A 17,200-nucleotide genomic window follows, 5' to 3' on the forward strand; every position below is an offset into this window, starting at 1 on the left:
GGAACGGAAACGGCACGCGGACGTAGCTCAGTTGGTAGAGCGCAACCTTGCCAAGGTTGAGGTCGCCAGTTCGAACCTGGTCGTCCGCTCGCAGGAAGTGGGGGATCTTCCCGAACCCCTACGCTCCTGGTGGAGTGGCCGAGAGGCGAGGCAACGGCCTGCAAAGCCGTCTACACGGGTTCAAATCCCGTCTCCACCTCCAAGGACGATTAGCTCAGCGGGAGAGCGCTTCCCTGACACGGAAGAGGTCACTGGTTCAATCCCAGTATCGTCCACTGGATCTTCCAGCACGTACGGCAAGATCCGAACCCGCGCGATTAGCTCAGCGGGAGAGCGCTTCCCTGACACGGAAGAGGTCACTGGTTCAATCCCAGTATCGCGCACGCAGCACCGGCAGTATGCGTGGCTCCAGCCGCGTGACCTGCGCGATTAGCTCAGCGGGAGAGCGCTTCCCTGACACGGAAGAGGTCACTGGTTCAATCCCAGTATCGCGCACCAGCCGAAGCCCCCGGCCGTCTCGTACGGTCGGGGGCTTCGTCGTATCCACGGCCGGATCCGTGCGTACGACGAAGGGGCCCCTCCACTCAGGAAGAGGGCCCCTTCGGTCGGTCAGCCCGTTTCAGTTCGTCAGGACGAGAAGAGCATGTGGCCGAAGCTCTTGTGACGGTGGTGGCCGCCGTAGTGACCGCCGTGGCCTCCGTGACCGCCGTGCTGCGGGGCGCCCCAGGCGGGCGCGGGGGCGGACGGGTACGCCTGCGGGGCGGCCGGGGGCGGCGGCGCGGGCTGCTGCCACTGGGACTCCAGGCGGGTCAGCGACTCCAGCTCGCCATAGTCGAGAAATATCCCGCGGCAGCCGCTGCACTGCTCGATCTGGACGCCATTGCGGTTGTACGTGTGCATCGGCGCATGGCACTTCGGACACTGCATGCTCGGCTCAACTCCTCGCCGGTCGGTACTGCTTCCGCCAGGACAGACTCCGCCCGGCTTCGGTCGGTTGCACCCTACGTCGCGAAACCGTGCGCCAACTCGGGCGGGACGGTGCCCATTCGGTCACAGGCATCGACCACGGCCTGCTGCACCTCGTCCAACGGGTGCCCGGCGGCGACGGATTTGGCGATCGCCAGGGCCGCCGTCTGCACGGTGAGGGCGCGGGCCGCGACGTCCAGGGCCGGCCAGGGGTCGCCGGCGACGGGGACGGCCGGGCCACCGGCCCGCTGGTAGGCGGTCAGGAAGCGCAGCCACTCGTCGGGCGGGAGCAGGCCGCAGGCGTACCACGCGGCCGGGCGGGCCAGGTCCCAGGCCGGGGCGCCCACGCCCAGGTCGTCGACGTCGATGAGGAGCCAGGGGCCGTTCGGCGCGGGGTGGCGGACGAGCTGGCCGAGGTGCAGGTCGCCGTGGCACAGGGTCGTGGCGTCCGGCATCGGGGCCTCGCCGCGGGCCCAGGGCGGGAGGCCGGCCCAGGCGCGCAGGACCGGGGCGGCGGCCGGGTGCGGGCCCGCCGCGCGGAGCCGGGCGATCGCGCGGGCCGCCTTGGCAGGGCCGCGCATGGGCGGCAGGCCGTCGGGCGCGCGGGTCCGGTGAAGGCGGGCCAGCAGAGTGGCGGCGGCCTCCCAGGGGGCCGCCTCAGGGATTTCCGGGTCGACCGGGCTGCCGTACGGCCAGAAGGACACCAGACGGCCGTGGAGGTCGACGGGGGTCAGGGTCAGCGGGGGCAGGAGGACGCCGGGGAGTTCGGCGGCGACGGAGAGGCGGAGGGCGAGTTCCGCGGGGGCCGCGTCGGGGGCGTGCGCTTTGGCGACGGTGTCGCCGTGGCGGACGACGGTGCCGTCTTCGCGGTCGGCGAGGACCGCGTCCTTCGTCCCGCACCGGCAGGGGCCTGGCACAGGGTGGACCGTGCCGCGCACCTTGGCGGTGAGTGCGGGCAGCAGGGTGTCTGCGGTCACGGGGCTCCCTGGGGTGTACGGCGTCTGGGGGTGAGCGTACGCAGGTGGGGCGCCGGGGGGTGGGGGTACCCGGCGCGGGTGCCGAGCTCCGGGGTGATGCGCTGCCCGGCACCTGCGGGGTGCCGCCATAGCCCAAGCGTGCCCGGCACGGGAGACGAACTCCGGGGGTGATGCGCCGCCCGGCGCCTGCGGGGTGCCGCTCTCAGTGGGACGGGTGCCGCCCCTAGCGGCACGCATGCCCGCAGCTGGGAGGGGGAGGGGGTCGCCTGTCGGCGGCGCGACTGCCCGCAAGGGGGACGGGAAGGACGCCGCCCCGCCACGCGCTCACCCACCGCTGGGACGGCAGGACCACCACCGCGCCGGGCCATCGCCCGTCGCCGGGGACGGTGGGCAAGCCCCTGGGCCCGTGCAGAAAAATGCCCGCGCAGCTCCCCAGCTGCGCGGGCATTTTGTGCCGTCCGCCGCACCCCCGTCCCCACGGGGTTTCATGGCCGGATGTCCCCGCCCGGACCGCTCTTCCGGGCCTGGGGCGCCGCTCAGCGCCCCAGCATCACGCCCACGGACGACGCTTGTGTGACCACTGCTTCCCAGCCGCCGAAGACGACTACCAGCAGGGCCGCCAGGGGGAGGACCATCGCTGTCGCCACCAGCGGGTGGCGCCGGCCCTGGCGGCGGGTGCCGAACGCAGCGGTGTATGCCCTGCGTCCCTGCGTGCGGATCGCTGTCCGCGGTGCCGTGTGGGCCATGGTCCCTCTCCTGACCGAGCTTCTGTTGTGGTTGGCAGCGGCGGGTGTCTGACCTCGGGGGACGAGTGCTGCACCCGCCGCTTGACCTCAAATCTAGGCGCGCGGCGGCAGTGGGTCGTCATGCCCTCGTACCGATTGGCGGGCCTCCCGGAGGATGAGCGATGACCTGCGGAGTACTCCCCTGGGTGGAGACGAGGACCTAGGTCTCAGGGTCTTCCCGGAGGGGGCGCCCGGTGTGCCCCGACTGTTCCGAGCTGTCCTCCCTGGGCACCGGCTGCTCGACCAGCGCCAGCACCCGGGTCGCCATGAAGCGGGCGGTGCGCACCACCGATCCGCTTCGGGTGACTTCGCTCACTTCCACGACACCTCGGCGTACCGCCGTCTCCACCCGGCGGCCCGCCCTGCTCGCCACCACCTCGTACGTACGCGTCGTGTCACCGGCGTCCACGACTATCTCCACACGGTCACCCTTCACGGGCCCAATCCCCCTTCTGCGACGGATGGTTGGGATCACAGGCAGCCCAAAGCAGGCCTGTTCGCACGCTCCCTGACCACCTTTCAAGTTTCCCACCCGGCACTGACAATCGATCGGGCCGAGAGGGCGCGGCCTCTGCGCGCACTCGGCCGCGGAAACGTAAGCTGTGGCTCGTCAAACGGACCGGGCAGCGGGGATGGACATGGCGATGATGCGCCTGAGGCGCGAGGACCCGCGTGTCGTCGGCTCGTTCAGGCTTCACAGGCGGCTCGGCGCGGGTGGGATGGGCGTGGTCTACCTGGGCTCCGACCGGCGTGGCCAGCGGGTCGCGCTGAAGGTGATCCGACCGGATCTGGCGGAGGATCAGGAGTTCCGGTCGCGGTTCGCCCGCGAGGTCTCGGCGGCCCGACGCATCAGGGGCGGATGCACGGCGCGGCTCGTCGCCGCCGATCTGGAGGCGGACCGGCCGTGGTTCGCCACGCAGTACGTGCCCGGGCCCTCTCTGCACGACAAGGTCGCCGAGGAAGGGCCGCTGAGCGCCGCCGATGTGGCCGCCGTCGGTGCCGCGCTCTCCGAGGGGCTCGTCGCCGTGCACGAGGCCGGTGTCGTCCACCGGGATCTCAAGCCGTCCAACATCCTGCTGTCCCCCAAGGGGCCGCGGATCATCGACTTCGGCATCGCCTGGGCGACGGGCGCCTCGACGCTCACCCATGTCGGTACGGCCGTCGGCTCGCCCGGCTTCCTCGCGCCCGAGCAGGTGCGTGGGGCCGCCGTCACGCCGGCCACGGACGTGTTCGCGCTCGGTGCCACGCTCGCGTACGCGGCGACCCAGGACTCGCCCTTCGGGCACGGCAGTTCCGAAGTGATGCTCTACAGAGTGGTGCACGAGGAGCCCCAACTGCACGGCGTGCCGGACGCGCTGGCACCTCTCGTACGGGCATGTCTGGCGAAGGACCCCGAGGAGCGGCCCACCACCCTCCAACTGTCCCTGCGGCTCAAGGAGATCGCGGCCCGCGAGGCACAGGGCATGGCGGATGTACGGCCGCCCGCGCCGCGCACGGATCCCGACCGGCCGACCGGACGCCTGGCCGAGCAGTACACCGAGCCGCGCACCCAGCGGCGTCCGCAGGGCACTCCCCCGCCGCGCACGGGCGGGACGAACGGCGGCACGAGGTCGACGCAGTCGGGTGCGCGCCCCACACCCGCGCGCAACACCGGCCGCTCCGGCAGCAGGCCCGCGCCCCGCAGCGGTGCCGGCCGTCCCGCGCCCCGGACCACCGGCACCGGCCGGCGGCCCGCCAACCCGCGACTGCTGCGCCAGCGGCTCTTCGTGTTCGTCGTCGTGACGCTGCTCGTCGCGCTCGGCATCGCCGCTGCCCAGGGGTGCCAGGGGCCCGCGCGCGGGCTGGACGACGGGGGCACCCACAGGGACGTACGACACGAGCAGACGTACGCACCGCTGCCCACCGGGGACCTGATGTCCCAGCAGTACCGGAGTGAGGTCCGCAAGGACGGCTAGCGCCTCGGGCGGACGCCCGTGAGGCCGCTCAGGGCTGCGGGCGGCCCGTCGCCACCGCGTAGAAGGCGACCGCGGCCGCCGCGCCCACGTTGAGCGAGTCGACACCGTGGGCCATGGGGATGCGGACCCACTCGTCCGCCGCCATCAGGGCCTTCGTGGACAGGCCGTCGCCCTCCGCGCCCAGCATCAGCGCGACCCGGTCCATGCGGTGCGGGGCCGCCTCGTCGAGGGACTTCGCCTTCTCGTCCGGGGTGAGGGCGAGCAGGGTGAAGCCGGCCTCGCGGACCGACTCCAGGCCCTTGGGCCAGGTCTCGAGACGGGCGTACGGCACCGAGAAGACCGCACCCATGGAGACCTTCACGGAGCGGCGATAGAGGGGGTCAGCGCAGTCCGGGGAGAGCAGAACCGCGTCCATGCCGAGGGCGGCGGCCGAGCGGAAGATCGCGCCGATGTTGGTGTGGTCGTTGACCGACTCCATGACGACGACGCGGCGCGCGGACTGCAGGAGTTCCTCCGCCGTCGGCAGCGGCTTGCGCTGCATCGAGGCCAGCGCGCCGCGGTGCACGTGATAGCCGGTGACCTGCTCGGCGAGCTCCGGACTGACCGCGTAGACCGGGGCCGGGAGCTCGTCGATGACGTCGCGCATGACGTCGACCCACTTCGCGGACAGGAGCATCGAACGCATCTCGTAACCGGCGTCCTTGGCCCGTCTGATGACCTTCTCGCCCTCGGCGATGAACAGGCCCTCGGCGGGTTCGCGCTTGCGGCGCAGCTCCACATCGGTCAGGCCCGTGTAGTCGCGCAGACGCGGGTCGTCGGGGTTCTCAACGGTGATGAGATCGGCCACAGGGTGATACTGCCTTGTCCTGGGTGCGGTGCCAACGGCTGGGAACGAGTTGGGTTACCCGTGGTTACTCGGAAGCCTTCAGCGGGCTGTGCACGCCCACGTTCACGACCTCGCCGATGACGATCACCGCCGGCGGCTTCACGTCCTGCGTCCGTACGGTCTCGGCGACCGTCGCCAAGGTCGCGTCGACGCGGCGCTGCGCGGCGGTCGTGCCCTCCTGAACCAGAGCGACGGGGGTGTCGGCCGGCTTGCCGTGCGCGACAAGGGTTTCGGCGATCTTGCCGATCTTGTCGACGCCCATCAGGACGACGAGAGTGCCGCGGAGCTTGGCGAGGGACGGCCAGTCGACGAGGGAGCGCTCGTCGTCGGGGGCGACATGGCCGCTGACCACCGTGAACTCGTGGGCGACCCCTCGGTGTGTGACGGGGATGCCCGCGGCGCCCGGGACCGAGATCGAGCTGGAGATGCCCGGGACGACGGTGCAGGCGATGCCCGCCTCGGCGAGAGCCTGGGCCTCCTCCATGCCGCGCCCGAAGACGAACGGGTCGCCGCCCTTGAGTCGTACGACGGACTTGCCCTGCTTGGCGTGCTCGATCAGCGCGTTGTTGATGGCCTCCTGGGCCATGTAACGGCCGTACGGGATCTTCGCCGCGTCGATCACCTCGACGTGCGGCGGGAGTTCGGCGAGCAGGTCGCGCGGGCCGAGGCGGTCCGCGATGACCACGTCGGCCTCGGCGAGCAGGCGGCGGCCGCGGACCGTGATCAGGTCCGGGTCGCCGGGGCCGCCGCCGACCAGGGCGACGCCGGGGGTGCGGGTGCGGTGGTGCGGCGCCACCAGGGTGCCGTCGCGCAGGCCCTCCACCACGGCGTCGCGGATCGCCGCCGTGTGACGGGGGTCCCGGCCCCGGGCGTCCGTCGTCAGGACCGCGACCGTCACGCCCTCGCTGTGGCCCGTCGCCGGGGTCCACGCCGTCGCCGCGTCGGCGTCGTCCGAGCGGACGCACCAGACGCGGTGGCGCTCCGCTTCGGCGGAAGCCTCGGTGTTCGCCTCGTGGTCGCTGGTGGCGATCAGGGCGTACCAGGCGTTCGCCAGGTCGCCTTCCTCGTACGGGCGCCTCGTCCAGGTGATCTCGCCCGCGTCCGCCATCGCCTCCACGGAGGGGGTGGCCTCCGGTGAGACGAGGTGAATGTCCGCGCCCGCCGCGATGAGCGCCGGGAGGCGGCGCCCGGCCACTTGGCCGCCGCCGAGGACGACTACGCGGCGGCCGGTGAGGCGGAGGCCTACGGGGTAGGCGGGGTGTTCGGCCATGGGGGTGCGGCTCCCTCGTGCGGGGTGGTGCGAGACGGGGCCCCGCGGCGTTGAGAAGGCCCCTGACGTGCGAATTTTAAGCTGCGGGTGCGGTATGTGGCTGAGGCGGGTGGGGAGTTTCCTTCCCCAGGCCCGCCCCTTGCCGAAACCGGGGCGCCGCCCCGGACCCCTGTTCGTCTGCGTGCCGGCGGGCGGGCTGTGGCCGCCGTTCCGCCCCGGCGGAACGACTGCCCACAGCCCTTGCGCCTACTTTTCGGTTACCCCTGCTGAATCGAACGTCGCCACCTCGTGCATCGCCCTTGCCGCGCTCTGGACCACCGGGAGGGCCAGGAGGGCGCCTGTGCCCTCGCCGAGGCGGAGGTCCAGGTCGACCAAGGGGCGCAGGCCCAGCTTGTTCAGGGCTGCCACGTGGCCGGGTTCCGCGCTGCGGTGGCCGGCGATGCAGGCCGCGAGGACCTCGGGGGCGATGGCACGGGCCACGAGGGCCGCCGCGCCGGCGCTGACGCCGTCCAGGATGACCGGCGTACGGAGGGAGGCGCCGCCGAGGAGGAGGCCGACCATGGCTGCGTGTTCGAGGCCGCCGATGGCCGCGAGGACGCCGATGGGGTCGGCGGGGTCCGGCTGGTGGAGTTCGATGGCGCGGCGGACGACCTCGGTCTTGCGGGCCAGGGTCTCGTCGTTGATGCCGGTGCCCCGGCCCGTCACCTCGGACGGGTCGGTGCCGGTGAAGACCGAGATCAGGGCCGCCGACGCCGTGGTGTTGGCGATGCCCATCTCGCCCGTCAGGAGCGCCTTGTTGCCCGCCGCCACCAGGTCGCGGGCCGTTTCGATGCCCACCTCGATGGCAGCCGTGACCTCTTCGCGGGTCAGCGCGGGGCCCGTCGTCATGTCGGCGGTGCCCGCGCGGACCTTGCGCGGGAGGAGGCCCGGGGTCGCGGGGAGGTCGGAGGCGACGCCCACGTCGATGACGCAGACCTCGGCGCCCACCTGGTTGGCGAACGCGTTGCAGACCGCGCCGCCGCCCAGGAAGTTGGCCACCATCTGGGCGGTGACCTCCTGGGGCCAGGGGGTGACGCCCTGGGCGTGCACGCCGTGGTCGCCGGCGAAGATCGCGACGGCGGCGGGCTCCGGGATCGGCGGCGGGCACATCCGGGACAGGCCCGACAGCTGTGCGGAGATGATCTCCAGCATGCCGAGCGCGCCCGCGGGCTTGGTCATCCGCTTCTGGCGCTCCCACGCCTCGCCGAGCGCCTTGGCGTCGAGCGGGCGGATGTTGGAGACCGTCTCGGCGAGCAGGTCGTGCGGCTCCTCGCCGGGCAGCGCGCGACGGCCGTACGTCTCCTCGTGCACGACCCACGACAGCGGGCGGCGCTTGGACCAGCCGGCCTGCATCAGCTCGGGCTCGTCCGGGAACTCGTCGACGTATCCGACGCAGAGGTACGCCACGACCTCCAGATGCTCGGGCAGGCCGAGGGCGCGGACCATTTCGCGCTCGTCGAAGAAGCTGACCCAGCCGACGCCGAGGCCCTCGGCGCGGGCCGCGAGCCACAGGTTCTCGACCGCGAGCGCGGAGGAGTACGGGGCCATCTGCGGCTGGGTGTGGCGGCCCAGGGTGTGGCGGCCACCGCGGGTCGGGTCAGCGGTGACGACGATGTTCACCGGGGTGTCGAGGATGGCCTCGATCTTCAGTTCCTTGAACTGCTTCGCACGGCCCTTGGGCAGCGACTTGGCGTACGCCTCGCGCTGGCGCTGGGCGAGTTCGTGCATGCTCCGGCGGGTGTCGGCGGAGCGGATGACGACGAAGTCCCAGGGCTGGGAGTGGCCGACGGACGGCGCGGTGTGCGCGGCCTCCAGGACACGAAGCAGCACGTCGTGCGGGATCGGATCGCTGCGGAAGCCATTGCGGATGTCGCGGCGCTCGCGCATCACGCGCAGCACGGCCTCGCGCTCGGCGTCGTCGTAACCGGGGGCCGCCGGGCCGGTGGACTCTCGTACGTCTTCCACTACGGCCGTGCTCTCTTCCTGGTCGGCGACCTGGGTGTCCAGGTCCTCCGCTTGCTGTGCGACTACGGGCTCCGGGTCCGCAGGGAGCGGCTCCGGTACGGGGGGTGTCTCGGTTTCGGTCTCGGTCTCGGTTTCGGTCTCGCCTTGAGGTTCGCGGGGCGCCGGCACAACTGCCGGAGCGATCTGCTCCGCTTCCTCGACGGGAGCCTCCGAGGGTTCCTCCGCGGCCTCCTCGACGGGGGCGGGCGCCACCACGATCGTCTCCTCCGCGGGCTCCTCGGCTGTGGGCTCCTCGGCCGTGGGCTGCTCCTCGACGGGGAGCGGCGGCACGGTCATGGCGTGCGGCGGGGTCGGGGCCAGGTGCGGGGTCGTCGGCACCTGACCCTCCACGGGCACGAACTGGCCCAGGGGCTGGTCCGCGTGGGGCTCCAGGGGGGTGCCCGGGAGTCCGGAGGCGCCTGGCGCGTCGCCTTCGGCGGCACCGGCTCCTGGGAAGTGCTGCTCGCCGTGTGGGCCGCCCACCGAGGCCTCCGCGTGGGCCGCCACACCTACCGGCACGCCGTGCGACGCCTCGGTGGCACCCGTCTCGGAGAATGCGGCCGCATCCGCGAACTGCTGGGCAGGGAAGGCTTCGAGGCCGGGGACCGCCCGGCCGTGCGAGGCGTCCGCCGAGAGCGAGGCCTGCACGGGCTCGGGAGCGTGCGCCGCGGCTGCCGCGAGCGGCCGCGCGGTCTCTGTCTGGGATCCCGCGTCCGCGAACTGGGCTGCTGGTTCCGGGATGTGAATACCAGGGTCCGCGAACTGGGCGGGCTGGGTGGGGAACTGGGCCATGGACTCGGCCGGGTCGGCTCCGTATGCGACCGGGTCGACGGTGGCCTGGTCGGCGATCTGCGGCGGGGTCACATGCGCCGTCTGCGGGGCTTGCTCGGGTGCGAGGTCCGGCACGGGGGCGAGGTTCGGAGCGGGTGTGAAGTGCCCGCCGTCCGACGGGATCTGCGGCGGTGCGGCATCGTGCGCGGGCGAGTGGGCGTCGCCTGCGTGCCCGGCGTATCCGGTGTCGTCCACCGCTTGGAGGGCGTGCGGAATCTCCGGGGCCGCCGGGAAGGGCGTGGCGTCCGGAGTCTGCGGGGCCCGCGGGTCGAGCGCGCCGTCCAGGGTGGGCGCGGCCTCGGGAACCTGGGCGCCCGCCGCCTCCTGGAGGGTGAGCGAACCCTCCGGGGCCTGGGGTACCTGCGCCGGGGTCTCAGCGGCCACCGGGATCTGGGGAGCGTGCGCGAGCCCCGGAAGCTCAGCGGCGTCCGGAGCCTGCGGGGCGTCAGCGGACTGAGGCGCATCCGCTACCTGGGCCACCTCCGGGAACGACCCGGACTCGGTGATCGGCACCGACTCGGTGGTCGGCACGGACTCGGGCGTCTGTCCCGCCTCCGGGACGACCGTTTCTGCAGCCCCCGCCTCGGAAGCCACGGGCGGAGCGCCCCACGGCATGGCGCCCTGCGGCGGAGTCTCGCCGAGCTGCGGCACATCGAGGTACTCGGGCCCGGCCGTCGGCGGACCCGCGTGCCGTACGGGAGTTACGGGAGCGGCGGCCGCAGGAGCAGTGGGCGGGACCGGCGTACCCGCCGGGCCACGGTCGGCCAGCGACCGCACCGGGCTCGCGGAGCCGTCCGGCGTCGGCGGGCCGAGGTGCAGCGGGCGGCGCGCCGGCGTCGGCTGCGGGGCGGGCCCCTGGTTCGGCACGCGGACACCGCCGAGGTCGACCGAGCCGCTGTCGCGTCCGGCCATCTCGTGCGGACCCGGCTCGTGCGGACCCGGCTCGTGCGGACCCGGCTCGTGGGCGAAGGGCATCGGGGCCGGTGGCGGCACCTCGTTGCCCCACGCGCCCTGCGCTCCCGGCGCGCCCGGCATCAGGAGCAGGTCGTCGTCCTCGGCGGGGTTCTCGGAGGGGTCGAGGAAGGTGTACGCGCCCGGCGCGGTGACGCCCGGCTGCTCCACCATGCCTGCGTTCTCCGGCAGTCCCTCGCCCGGGACCTGGCCGGTGTCGGTCATGCGTACCCCTCGCCCATCGGTTAGTGCTTCCAAGTCCAGCTCGCCCGGAACGGCGCACCGACCGCCCCACTGTGAAGAACGAGCGTGCGTGCCCAGCGGCACGAACGACCGGCCAACAAAGACGACAAAGCCATTAACTGGCATTGTCCCGGTCGTCCCGCCTTCGCGACACCTTGATCCGCGAGGGCCCGCTGTGGACTGCGCCACGTTGCGCGTCCTCCGGTTCTGCCGTACCACACACGCCTCAAAACGGGTGCGTTTTCCGGACATTGACCGACGAAAGGCCGACCACCCGGGAGCGGTACAACGATCGGCCAGCCTACCGCGCGGAGTACGACAACAGGATCACGGGGCGCGATCCGGCAAACGGCCGCTGAGCAGGAACGCGACGCTCCGTTCCTTCTCCGTCCAGGCCCTTGTATCGAGTTCGACGGACTGAATGAGGGCGCACTCGACCTCATAGCCGTGCTCCGTCAGGTCCCGGCCGATGAGTTCGGCCGCGTCGCGGGTGGCGGCGTGCGTCACGATGCGCTGCGGACGGCGGTCGGCGACGGCCGAGACCACCGCCGCTCCCCCGCCTCCGACGCGTACGACATCGGGCTCCGGAAGGTCCTCCAGAATGTGCGGCGCGTTGCCGTGCACGATCTGCATCTGGACGCCGAAGCGACGGGCGGAGTCCTCGGTGCGGGCGCAGCAGCCCGGGTTGCGGTCGACCGCGATGACGGCGGCGCCGGTGCGTGCGGCCTCGGTGGCGAAGGCGCCGCTGCCGGAGCCGATGTCCCACACGAGGTCCCCCACGCGCGGGCCCAGTCGGGCGAGTTGGGCGGCGCGCAGCAGATCCGTTTCGCCTTCGCCGAGCGCACCGCCGTACGCCTCGGCGGGCAGCGCCCAGCCGCGCGCTCCATTGCCCGGGTCGCGTCCGGCGATCCAGCCGCCGCCCTCGGCCGCGGCCACGAAGGCGCCGATGACGATGACGACGTTGGGGTCGCGCCAGGTGTGGTCGGCGGCCTTGTCGGAGGTCACGACGGTGACCTGTTCGCGGGCGGTGCCGAGTTCCTCGCAGATGACGAAGGTGCGGTGCACTCCTCCGAGGAGCAGACCGAGTTCGGCGGGGCCGGCGCCCGGCGAGGTGAGGACGGCGACCTTGGTGTGGGCGCGGCACACATTCACCGCGCGTCGCAGGGTGCGGGGGTGTGCGACGACTACCTGCGCGTCATCCCAGGGCATCCCGGCGCGAGCGAAGGCGGCGGCCACCGCGGAGACGGCGGGCACCACTTCGACCTCCAGGCCGAACTCGGGGCCCCGCAGGGTGCGTACGACACCGAAGAAGCCCGGGTCCCCGTCGGCGAGGACGACGGCGGTGCCCCGGTGGTTCGCGATCCGGCGGGCGGCGAGGGAGACGCTGCCGAGGCGGATGCGCTCGGCGGCCCGGGGCACCTCGGGGAGCGCGAGGTGGTGGGCCGCGCCGGCCACCAGGCTGGCGGCACCGAGCGCGGAGCGCGCCGCGGCGGTCAGCGGCGAGCCGTCCCAGCCGATCACCGTGACCCGGTCGGCCATCGTCGTCAGTCTCCAGAAGGTTTTCGCAGGTCGTCAGGGGGCAGCCCGAGAGCGGGCTCCGTGAGGGTACCTGGTACGGCTGGGCAGTGCCGCGACGGGCTCCCGCGCGTGGGAGCGGTCCCGCGGATTCAGGTAGACGGTTCCAGGGCCCCGGGACGCGGCTCCCGTAGGTCTCAGTTCCAGTCGGAGAACGACGTGAAACCACCGGTGTCGGCGAGCTGCTCGCCGACGCCTTCGAGGTCCTCCGGGAGGAGGCTCCACACAATGAAGTCGGTGCGCAGGTCGACCCAGGTTCCGTCCTCGGTACGGGTGCGCGCTATACAGGCGTTGCGCAGCACGCCCTCGCTGATGCAGCCGATCTTCTGGGCGACCTGTTGCGAGGCGGTGTTGTCGGCCGCCGTACGCAGTTCGATGCGCTCGAACTTCTGGTCGCGGAAGAGCCATTGGGCGGTGGCGAGCGCCGCCTCGGAGGCGTAGCCCTCGCCGCGTGCCCAGGGGGCGATGATGTACGACAGTTCAGTGGACCGCACATGCCAGTTCGTCTTGCCGAGCTGGATGATGCCGACCAGGCGCTGGGTGAGGAACTCGGTGACGGCGAGGTCGAGTCCGCGGCCCTCCGTGCGTTCCGTGGGCGCGTACTCGGTGATCCAGGTGCGGGCGCCGTCCTCGGTGAAGGGCTGCGGCACCGACGTCCAGGCCGCCACCATCTCGTCGTTCATCATCTCGGCCAGGGCGGGTACGTCGTCCTCGTCGAGCGCACGCAGGACCAACCGCTCCGTGCTGATGGAGATGTCGGGGAAGGTGCTCGTCATGCGCCGCTCCGTAACCTTCGGGGGACTTCGGGCCCTCGGAATCCTTCGGGTCCGCTGAACTGCCCAGCATGCAGCATGAAAGCACTGAACTGCACCACGGGGTCCACTCCAAGTGATGGAGTGGACCCCGTGCGGTGACGAGGGGCGCGTCAGCCGGAGGTGACCGGCAGGACCGACCCCGTGTACTTGTCCTCGATGAACTTCTTCACCTCGGACGAGACAAGGACGACCGGACCGACTAGAACGACGGGATGACGGAGCCGGCGTACTTGTCCTCGATGAACTTCTTGACCTCGGGCGAGGTGAGGAGCTTGGCGAGCTTCTTCACGCGCGGGTCGTCCTCGTTGCCCTTCTTGACGGCGAGGAAGTTGCCGTACGGGTTGTTCTGCGCGGACTCCAGGACGAGGGCGTCCTTGGCGGGCTTGAGGTCGGCCTCGATGGCGTAGTTGCCGTTGATCACCGCGGCGTCGACGTCGTCCAGGGAGCGCGGGGTCTGGGCCGCCTCCAGCTCCTTGAACTTGAGGTTCTTCGGGTTCTTGGTGATGTCCGCGGGGGTCGCTTCGTTGCCCACGCCGTCCTTGAGCGTGATGATCCCGTTGGCGGCGAGCAGCTTGAGGGCACGGGCCTCGTTGACGCTGTCGTTCGGGACGGCGATCGTCGCACCGCTCTTCAGGGCGTCGGCGCTCTTGACCTTGTGGGAGTAGAGACCGAGCGGCTCCAGGTGCACCGTGACGACGGGCACGATGTGGGTGCCGTTCTTCTTGTTGAAGTCGTCGAGGTACGGCTGGTTCTGGAAGTAGTTGGCGCCCACGGAGCCGTCCTCGGTCGCCGTGTTCGGCGTCACGTAGTCGGTGAACTCCTTGACCTCCAGGTCGAGGCCCGCCTTCTTCGCCAGGTTCTTCTTGACGTAGTCGAGGATCTCGGCATGCGGGGTGGGGCTCGCGGCGACGACCAGCGGACCGCTGGTGTCGGAGGAGGCGGAGTCCTTGTCCGAGCCGCAGGCGGTGAGCCCGAAGGTGAGGGCTCCGGCGGCGAGGACGGCGGTGGTGATCTTGGCGGTGTTACGCACGAAAAGTGCCTTTCCTTATGGGTGGAGCGACCCCGTTTTGGGTGGTACGGGGAGTTCAGGGGGAGGGTGGTGGCTCAGGCGACCTTGCCGACGTCCGCGGTCGCGGGCTCCTTGGCCTTCAGCAGGCGGAGCTTCGGCGCGGCTCCGGAGTCCCCGCCGCGCCGGTGCAGCCCACGGGCGGCGTAGTCGCCGGCGAGCTGGATGACGGAGATGACGACCGCGAGGATGGCGACCGTGATCCACATCAGTCCGGTCTCGAAGCGCTGGTAGCCGTAGCGGATCGCGATGTCGCCGAGGCCTCCGGCGCCGACGGTGCCGGCCATCGCCGAGTAGCCGATGAGGGCGACGATGGTGGTGGTCGCGGAGGAGATCAGCGACGGCAGCGACTCCGGTACGAGGACCTTGCTGACGACGGTCCAGGTGTTGCCGCCCATCGACTGCACGGCCTCGACGAGCCCGCCGTCCACTTCGCGGACAGCCGTCTCGACAAGCCGGGCGAAGAAGGGGATCGCGCCGATGGCGAGCGGCACGATCGCCGCCTCGCGACCGATCGTCGTACCTGTGATCGTGCGCGTGAAGCTCATCAGCGCGACCATCAGGATGATGAACGGCATCGAGCGGGCGATGTTCACGACCTGCCCGATGACCTTGTTGGCGACGACGTTCTGGAGGAGTCCGCCGCGGTCGGTGAGGACGAGCAGGATGCCGAGCGGGAGGCCGCCGACGATCGCGATGAGAGTGGACCAGCCGACCATGTAGAGCGTGTCCCAACACGCCTGGGACAGCAGCGGCTGCATCTCGGACCAGGTCACTTGGCACCTTCGTTCACCAGTACGGGCTCCTGGCCCTGGATGTCGATCTGCAGGCCCTGCTCTCGCAGGAATCCGATCGGCACGACGTTCTCCTCGTAGCGGCCGGGCAGTTCGATGCGCATCCGGCCGACCTGCTTGCCCGCGACGGTGTCCATCGCGGCGCCCAGGATCGAGATGTCGATGTTGTACGTGCGCGAGAGCTGCGAGATGACGGGCTGGGTGGCGGCCTCGCCGTGGAAGGTGACATCGATGACCGTGCGGTCGTCGCCGGAGGCGTCGCCGCTCACCGGGAAGAGTGCGGAGGCCAGTTCGGAGCCGGGCGTCGCGAGCAGTTCGCTGACGGTGCCGGACTCGACGATCTGGCCGTTCTCCATCAGGGCGGCCGAGTCGCAGATGGTCTTGACGACGTCCATCTCGTGGGTGATGAGCAGGACGGTCAGGCCCAGCTGCCGGTTCAGGTCGCGCAGCAGCTGCAGGATGGAACGGGTGGTCTCCGGGTCGAGCGCGCTGGTCGCCTCGTCGGAGAGCAGCACCTTCGGGTCGCCGGCCAGGGCGCGGGCGATGCCGACGCGCTGCTTCTGGCCGCCGGAGAGCTGGGCCGGGTAGACCTTCGACTTGTCGGAGAGGCCGACCAGGTCGAGGAGTTCGAGGGCCTTGCGGCTGCGCGCCTTGCCGGAGACGCCGAGGATTTCGAGCGGCAGCTCGACGTTGTCCTGGACAGTGCGCGAGGACAGCAGGTTGAAGTGCTGGAAGACCATCCCGATGCGGCTGCGCGCCTTGCGGAGTTCCTTGCCCGCGCGCGGGCCGCGGCCGGCGAGGGCGGTGAGGTCCTGTCCGGCGACGGTGACCGTGCCGGAGGTGGGACGCTCCAGGAGGTTGACGCAGCGGATGAGCGATGACTTGCCGGCGCCGGACTGGCCGATGACGCCGTACACCTCACCTTCGCGGACATGCAGATCGACGCCGTCGAGGGCGGTCACTTCACGGCCGCGCGAGCGGTAGACCTTGGTGAGGCCCGTTGTCGTGATCACTGGGGTTTCCGTCACTGTCGAGTGCAGGGCGTGGGTGTGCGCCGGGCACGGGTGCATTCGGTCGGGAACGCGGCACGGTTCTCGCGATGGCGATGGAACCGGAGGGAACCGGGGGGAGAACTTGTGCGCGGGGCAGCCTCAGCCACGTACGTGGTACGGACAGGGCGCGGCGGTCTCGCTTCGGGGCGCGAGACCAGGCGGTGGTGCGGGGGCCCTCTAGAAGGCGCACATTCGACACATACAACGAGCACCGGGCGTCATGGTCGCCTCGGTCGCAAGGGTGCGGCTGCTCGTCGTGGTCATGGGATCAAGTAAAGCAGACCCACAGGAGGGGCCTGCCACCGCTGTCCGTATAGCGGACAGCGGTGGACACCTGTCAGCCTCTGGTGGAGATCTCCAGTCCCTGGGCCGTGACCAGTACGGACAGGGCCGAGAGGTCCTTGACCACCAGGTCGGCGTCCAGCTCGTGGGCCTGGTGGGTTGTGGCCAACGCCACGGTGGTCATGCCTGCGGCGCGGCCCGCCTGGAGACCGGCGGGGGCGTCCTCGAAGACGACGCAGCGGGCCGGGTCGACGCCCAGTTCGCGGGCGGCGAGGAGGTAGGGCTCGGGGTCGGGCTTGCCGCGGGTGATGTCGTCGGCGGCGATCAGCGTCTTGGGGCGGATGCCGACCTCGTCGAGCCGGGCCTCCGCCAGCCGCCGGGTGGCGGAGGTGACGACGGCCCAGCGCTCGGCGGGAAGGGCGTCGAGCAGCGCGAGGGTGCCGGGCAGCGCCTCGACTCCGCCCGGTACGTCCTCGACCTCCAGTTGCTCGATGCGCGCGAGGGCCTCGGGGACGATGTCGGCGGGGAGCAGGTCGGCGGCTATCTCAACGGCGGGGCGGCCGTGCAGTTCGATCCGGGCGAAGTCCTCCGCCGTGATGCCGTACTCCTGCGCCCATCGGGTCCAGCACCGGTTGACCGACTCAAGGGATGAGACGAGCGTTCCATCGTTGTCGAACAGCAGGGCTTCAGCGTGGATCTTCATGCTCTC

At 71.5% G+C, this 17,200-nt stretch carries 14 protein-coding genes and 5 tRNA genes; 6 read left to right on the forward strand and 13 right to left on the reverse strand.

Annotation, left to right across the window (positions count from 1 at the left end; genetic code table 11):
* The first annotated feature begins 16 nt into the window (after window positions 1-16).
* The 5 genes from AB5J53_RS10050 (at window position 17) to AB5J53_RS10070 (ending at window position 498) form a co-directional block, all read left to right on the forward strand.
* A tRNA-Gly gene (locus AB5J53_RS10050) sits at window positions 17-89 on the forward strand.
* 39 nt (window positions 90-128) lie between these two features.
* Window positions 129-202 (forward strand) — tRNA-Cys (locus AB5J53_RS10055).
* Window position 203: 1 nt separating this feature from the next.
* A tRNA-Val gene (locus AB5J53_RS10060) sits at window positions 204-275 on the forward strand.
* A gap of 36 nt (window positions 276-311) precedes the next feature.
* A tRNA-Val gene (locus AB5J53_RS10065) sits at window positions 312-383 on the forward strand.
* 40 nt (window positions 384-423) lie between these two features.
* Window positions 424-498 (forward strand) — tRNA-Val (locus AB5J53_RS10070).
* A gap of 129 nt (window positions 499-627) precedes the next feature.
* Here AB5J53_RS10070 and AB5J53_RS10075 read toward each other — a convergent pair.
* The 4 genes from AB5J53_RS10075 to AB5J53_RS10090 all read right to left on the reverse strand — a co-directional run bounded on the left by AB5J53_RS10075 (window position 628) and on the right by AB5J53_RS10090 (window position 3,164).
* On the reverse strand, window positions 628-927 hold the full coding sequence (locus tag AB5J53_RS10075) for a zf-TFIIB domain-containing protein (protein ID WP_369245279.1): 300 nt from the start codon (window positions 925-927) through the stop codon (window positions 628-630).
* A 74-nt stretch (window positions 928-1,001) separates the two neighbouring features.
* A complete protein-coding gene (locus tag AB5J53_RS10080; RefSeq protein WP_369245280.1) occupies window positions 1,002-1,943 on the reverse strand; it encodes a phosphotransferase family protein in 942 nt (313 codons plus the stop codon).
* Window positions 1,944-2,479: 536 nt separating this feature from the next.
* Window positions 2,480-2,689 (reverse strand): hypothetical protein, encoded by a 210-nt coding sequence (locus AB5J53_RS10085; RefSeq protein WP_369245281.1) that lies wholly within the window; start codon window positions 2,687-2,689, stop codon window positions 2,480-2,482.
* 199 nt (window positions 2,690-2,888) lie between these two features.
* A complete protein-coding gene (locus AB5J53_RS10090) occupies window positions 2,889-3,164 on the reverse strand; it encodes a hypothetical protein (protein WP_060902353.1) in 276 nt (91 codons plus the stop codon).
* A gap of 196 nt (window positions 3,165-3,360) precedes the next feature.
* On the opposite strand from AB5J53_RS10090, the gene AB5J53_RS10095 reads away from it, so the two are divergent.
* A complete protein-coding gene (locus AB5J53_RS10095) occupies window positions 3,361-4,683 on the forward strand; it encodes a protein kinase (RefSeq protein WP_369245282.1) in 1,323 nt (440 codons plus the stop codon).
* Window positions 4,684-4,711: 28 nt separating this feature from the next.
* Here AB5J53_RS10095 and AB5J53_RS10100 read toward each other — a convergent pair whose 3' ends face one another.
* From AB5J53_RS10100 to AB5J53_RS10140, 9 genes are all read right to left on the reverse strand, one after another.
* A complete protein-coding gene (locus AB5J53_RS10100; RefSeq protein ID WP_369245283.1) occupies window positions 4,712-5,530 on the reverse strand; it encodes a TrmH family RNA methyltransferase in 819 nt (272 codons plus the stop codon).
* 64 nt (window positions 5,531-5,594) lie between these two features.
* The gene (cobA, locus tag AB5J53_RS10105; RefSeq protein WP_369245284.1) at window positions 5,595-6,839 is read right to left on the reverse strand and encodes a uroporphyrinogen-III C-methyltransferase; all 1,245 of its coding nucleotides are present in this window, start codon (window positions 6,837-6,839) and stop codon (window positions 5,595-5,597) included.
* A gap of 246 nt (window positions 6,840-7,085) precedes the next feature.
* On the reverse strand, window positions 7,086-10,889 hold the full coding sequence (gene cobT, locus AB5J53_RS10110; protein ID WP_369245285.1) for a nicotinate-nucleotide--dimethylbenzimidazole phosphoribosyltransferase: 3,804 nt from the start codon (window positions 10,887-10,889) through the stop codon (window positions 7,086-7,088).
* Window positions 10,890-11,234: 345 nt separating this feature from the next.
* Window positions 11,235-12,446, reverse strand: coding sequence for a precorrin-6y C5,15-methyltransferase (decarboxylating) subunit CbiE (gene cbiE / locus AB5J53_RS10115; protein ID WP_369245286.1), 1,212 nt, complete (start codon window positions 12,444-12,446; stop codon window positions 11,235-11,237).
* Window positions 12,447-12,619: 173 nt separating this feature from the next.
* Entirely contained in the window at window positions 12,620-13,258 is a 639-nt protein-coding gene (locus AB5J53_RS10120) for a GNAT family N-acetyltransferase (RefSeq protein ID WP_369245287.1), read from the reverse strand.
* A 238-nt stretch (window positions 13,259-13,496) separates the two neighbouring features.
* Window positions 13,497-14,327, reverse strand: a complete 831-nt coding sequence (locus AB5J53_RS10125) for a MetQ/NlpA family ABC transporter substrate-binding protein (RefSeq protein ID WP_369245288.1) — start codon at window positions 14,325-14,327, stop codon at window positions 13,497-13,499.
* A 74-nt stretch (window positions 14,328-14,401) separates the two neighbouring features.
* Entirely contained in the window at window positions 14,402-15,139 is a 738-nt protein-coding gene (locus AB5J53_RS10130; RefSeq protein WP_369245289.1) for a methionine ABC transporter permease, read from the reverse strand.
* Entirely contained in the window at window positions 15,136-16,170 is a 1,035-nt protein-coding gene (locus AB5J53_RS10135) for a methionine ABC transporter ATP-binding protein (protein ID WP_369245290.1), read from the reverse strand. Before AB5J53_RS10135 ends, AB5J53_RS10130 begins: the two co-directional genes overlap by 4 nt.
* Before the next feature lie 376 nt (window positions 16,171-16,546).
* Window positions 16,547-17,194, reverse strand: coding sequence for an HAD family hydrolase (locus tag AB5J53_RS10140; protein WP_369245291.1), 648 nt, complete (start codon window positions 17,192-17,194; stop codon window positions 16,547-16,549).
* Between the last annotated feature and the right edge of the window lie 6 nt (window positions 17,195-17,200).

This window comes from Streptomyces sp. R41 (assembly GCF_041053055.1).
GTDB lineage: Bacteria > Actinomycetota > Actinomycetes > Streptomycetales > Streptomycetaceae > Streptomyces.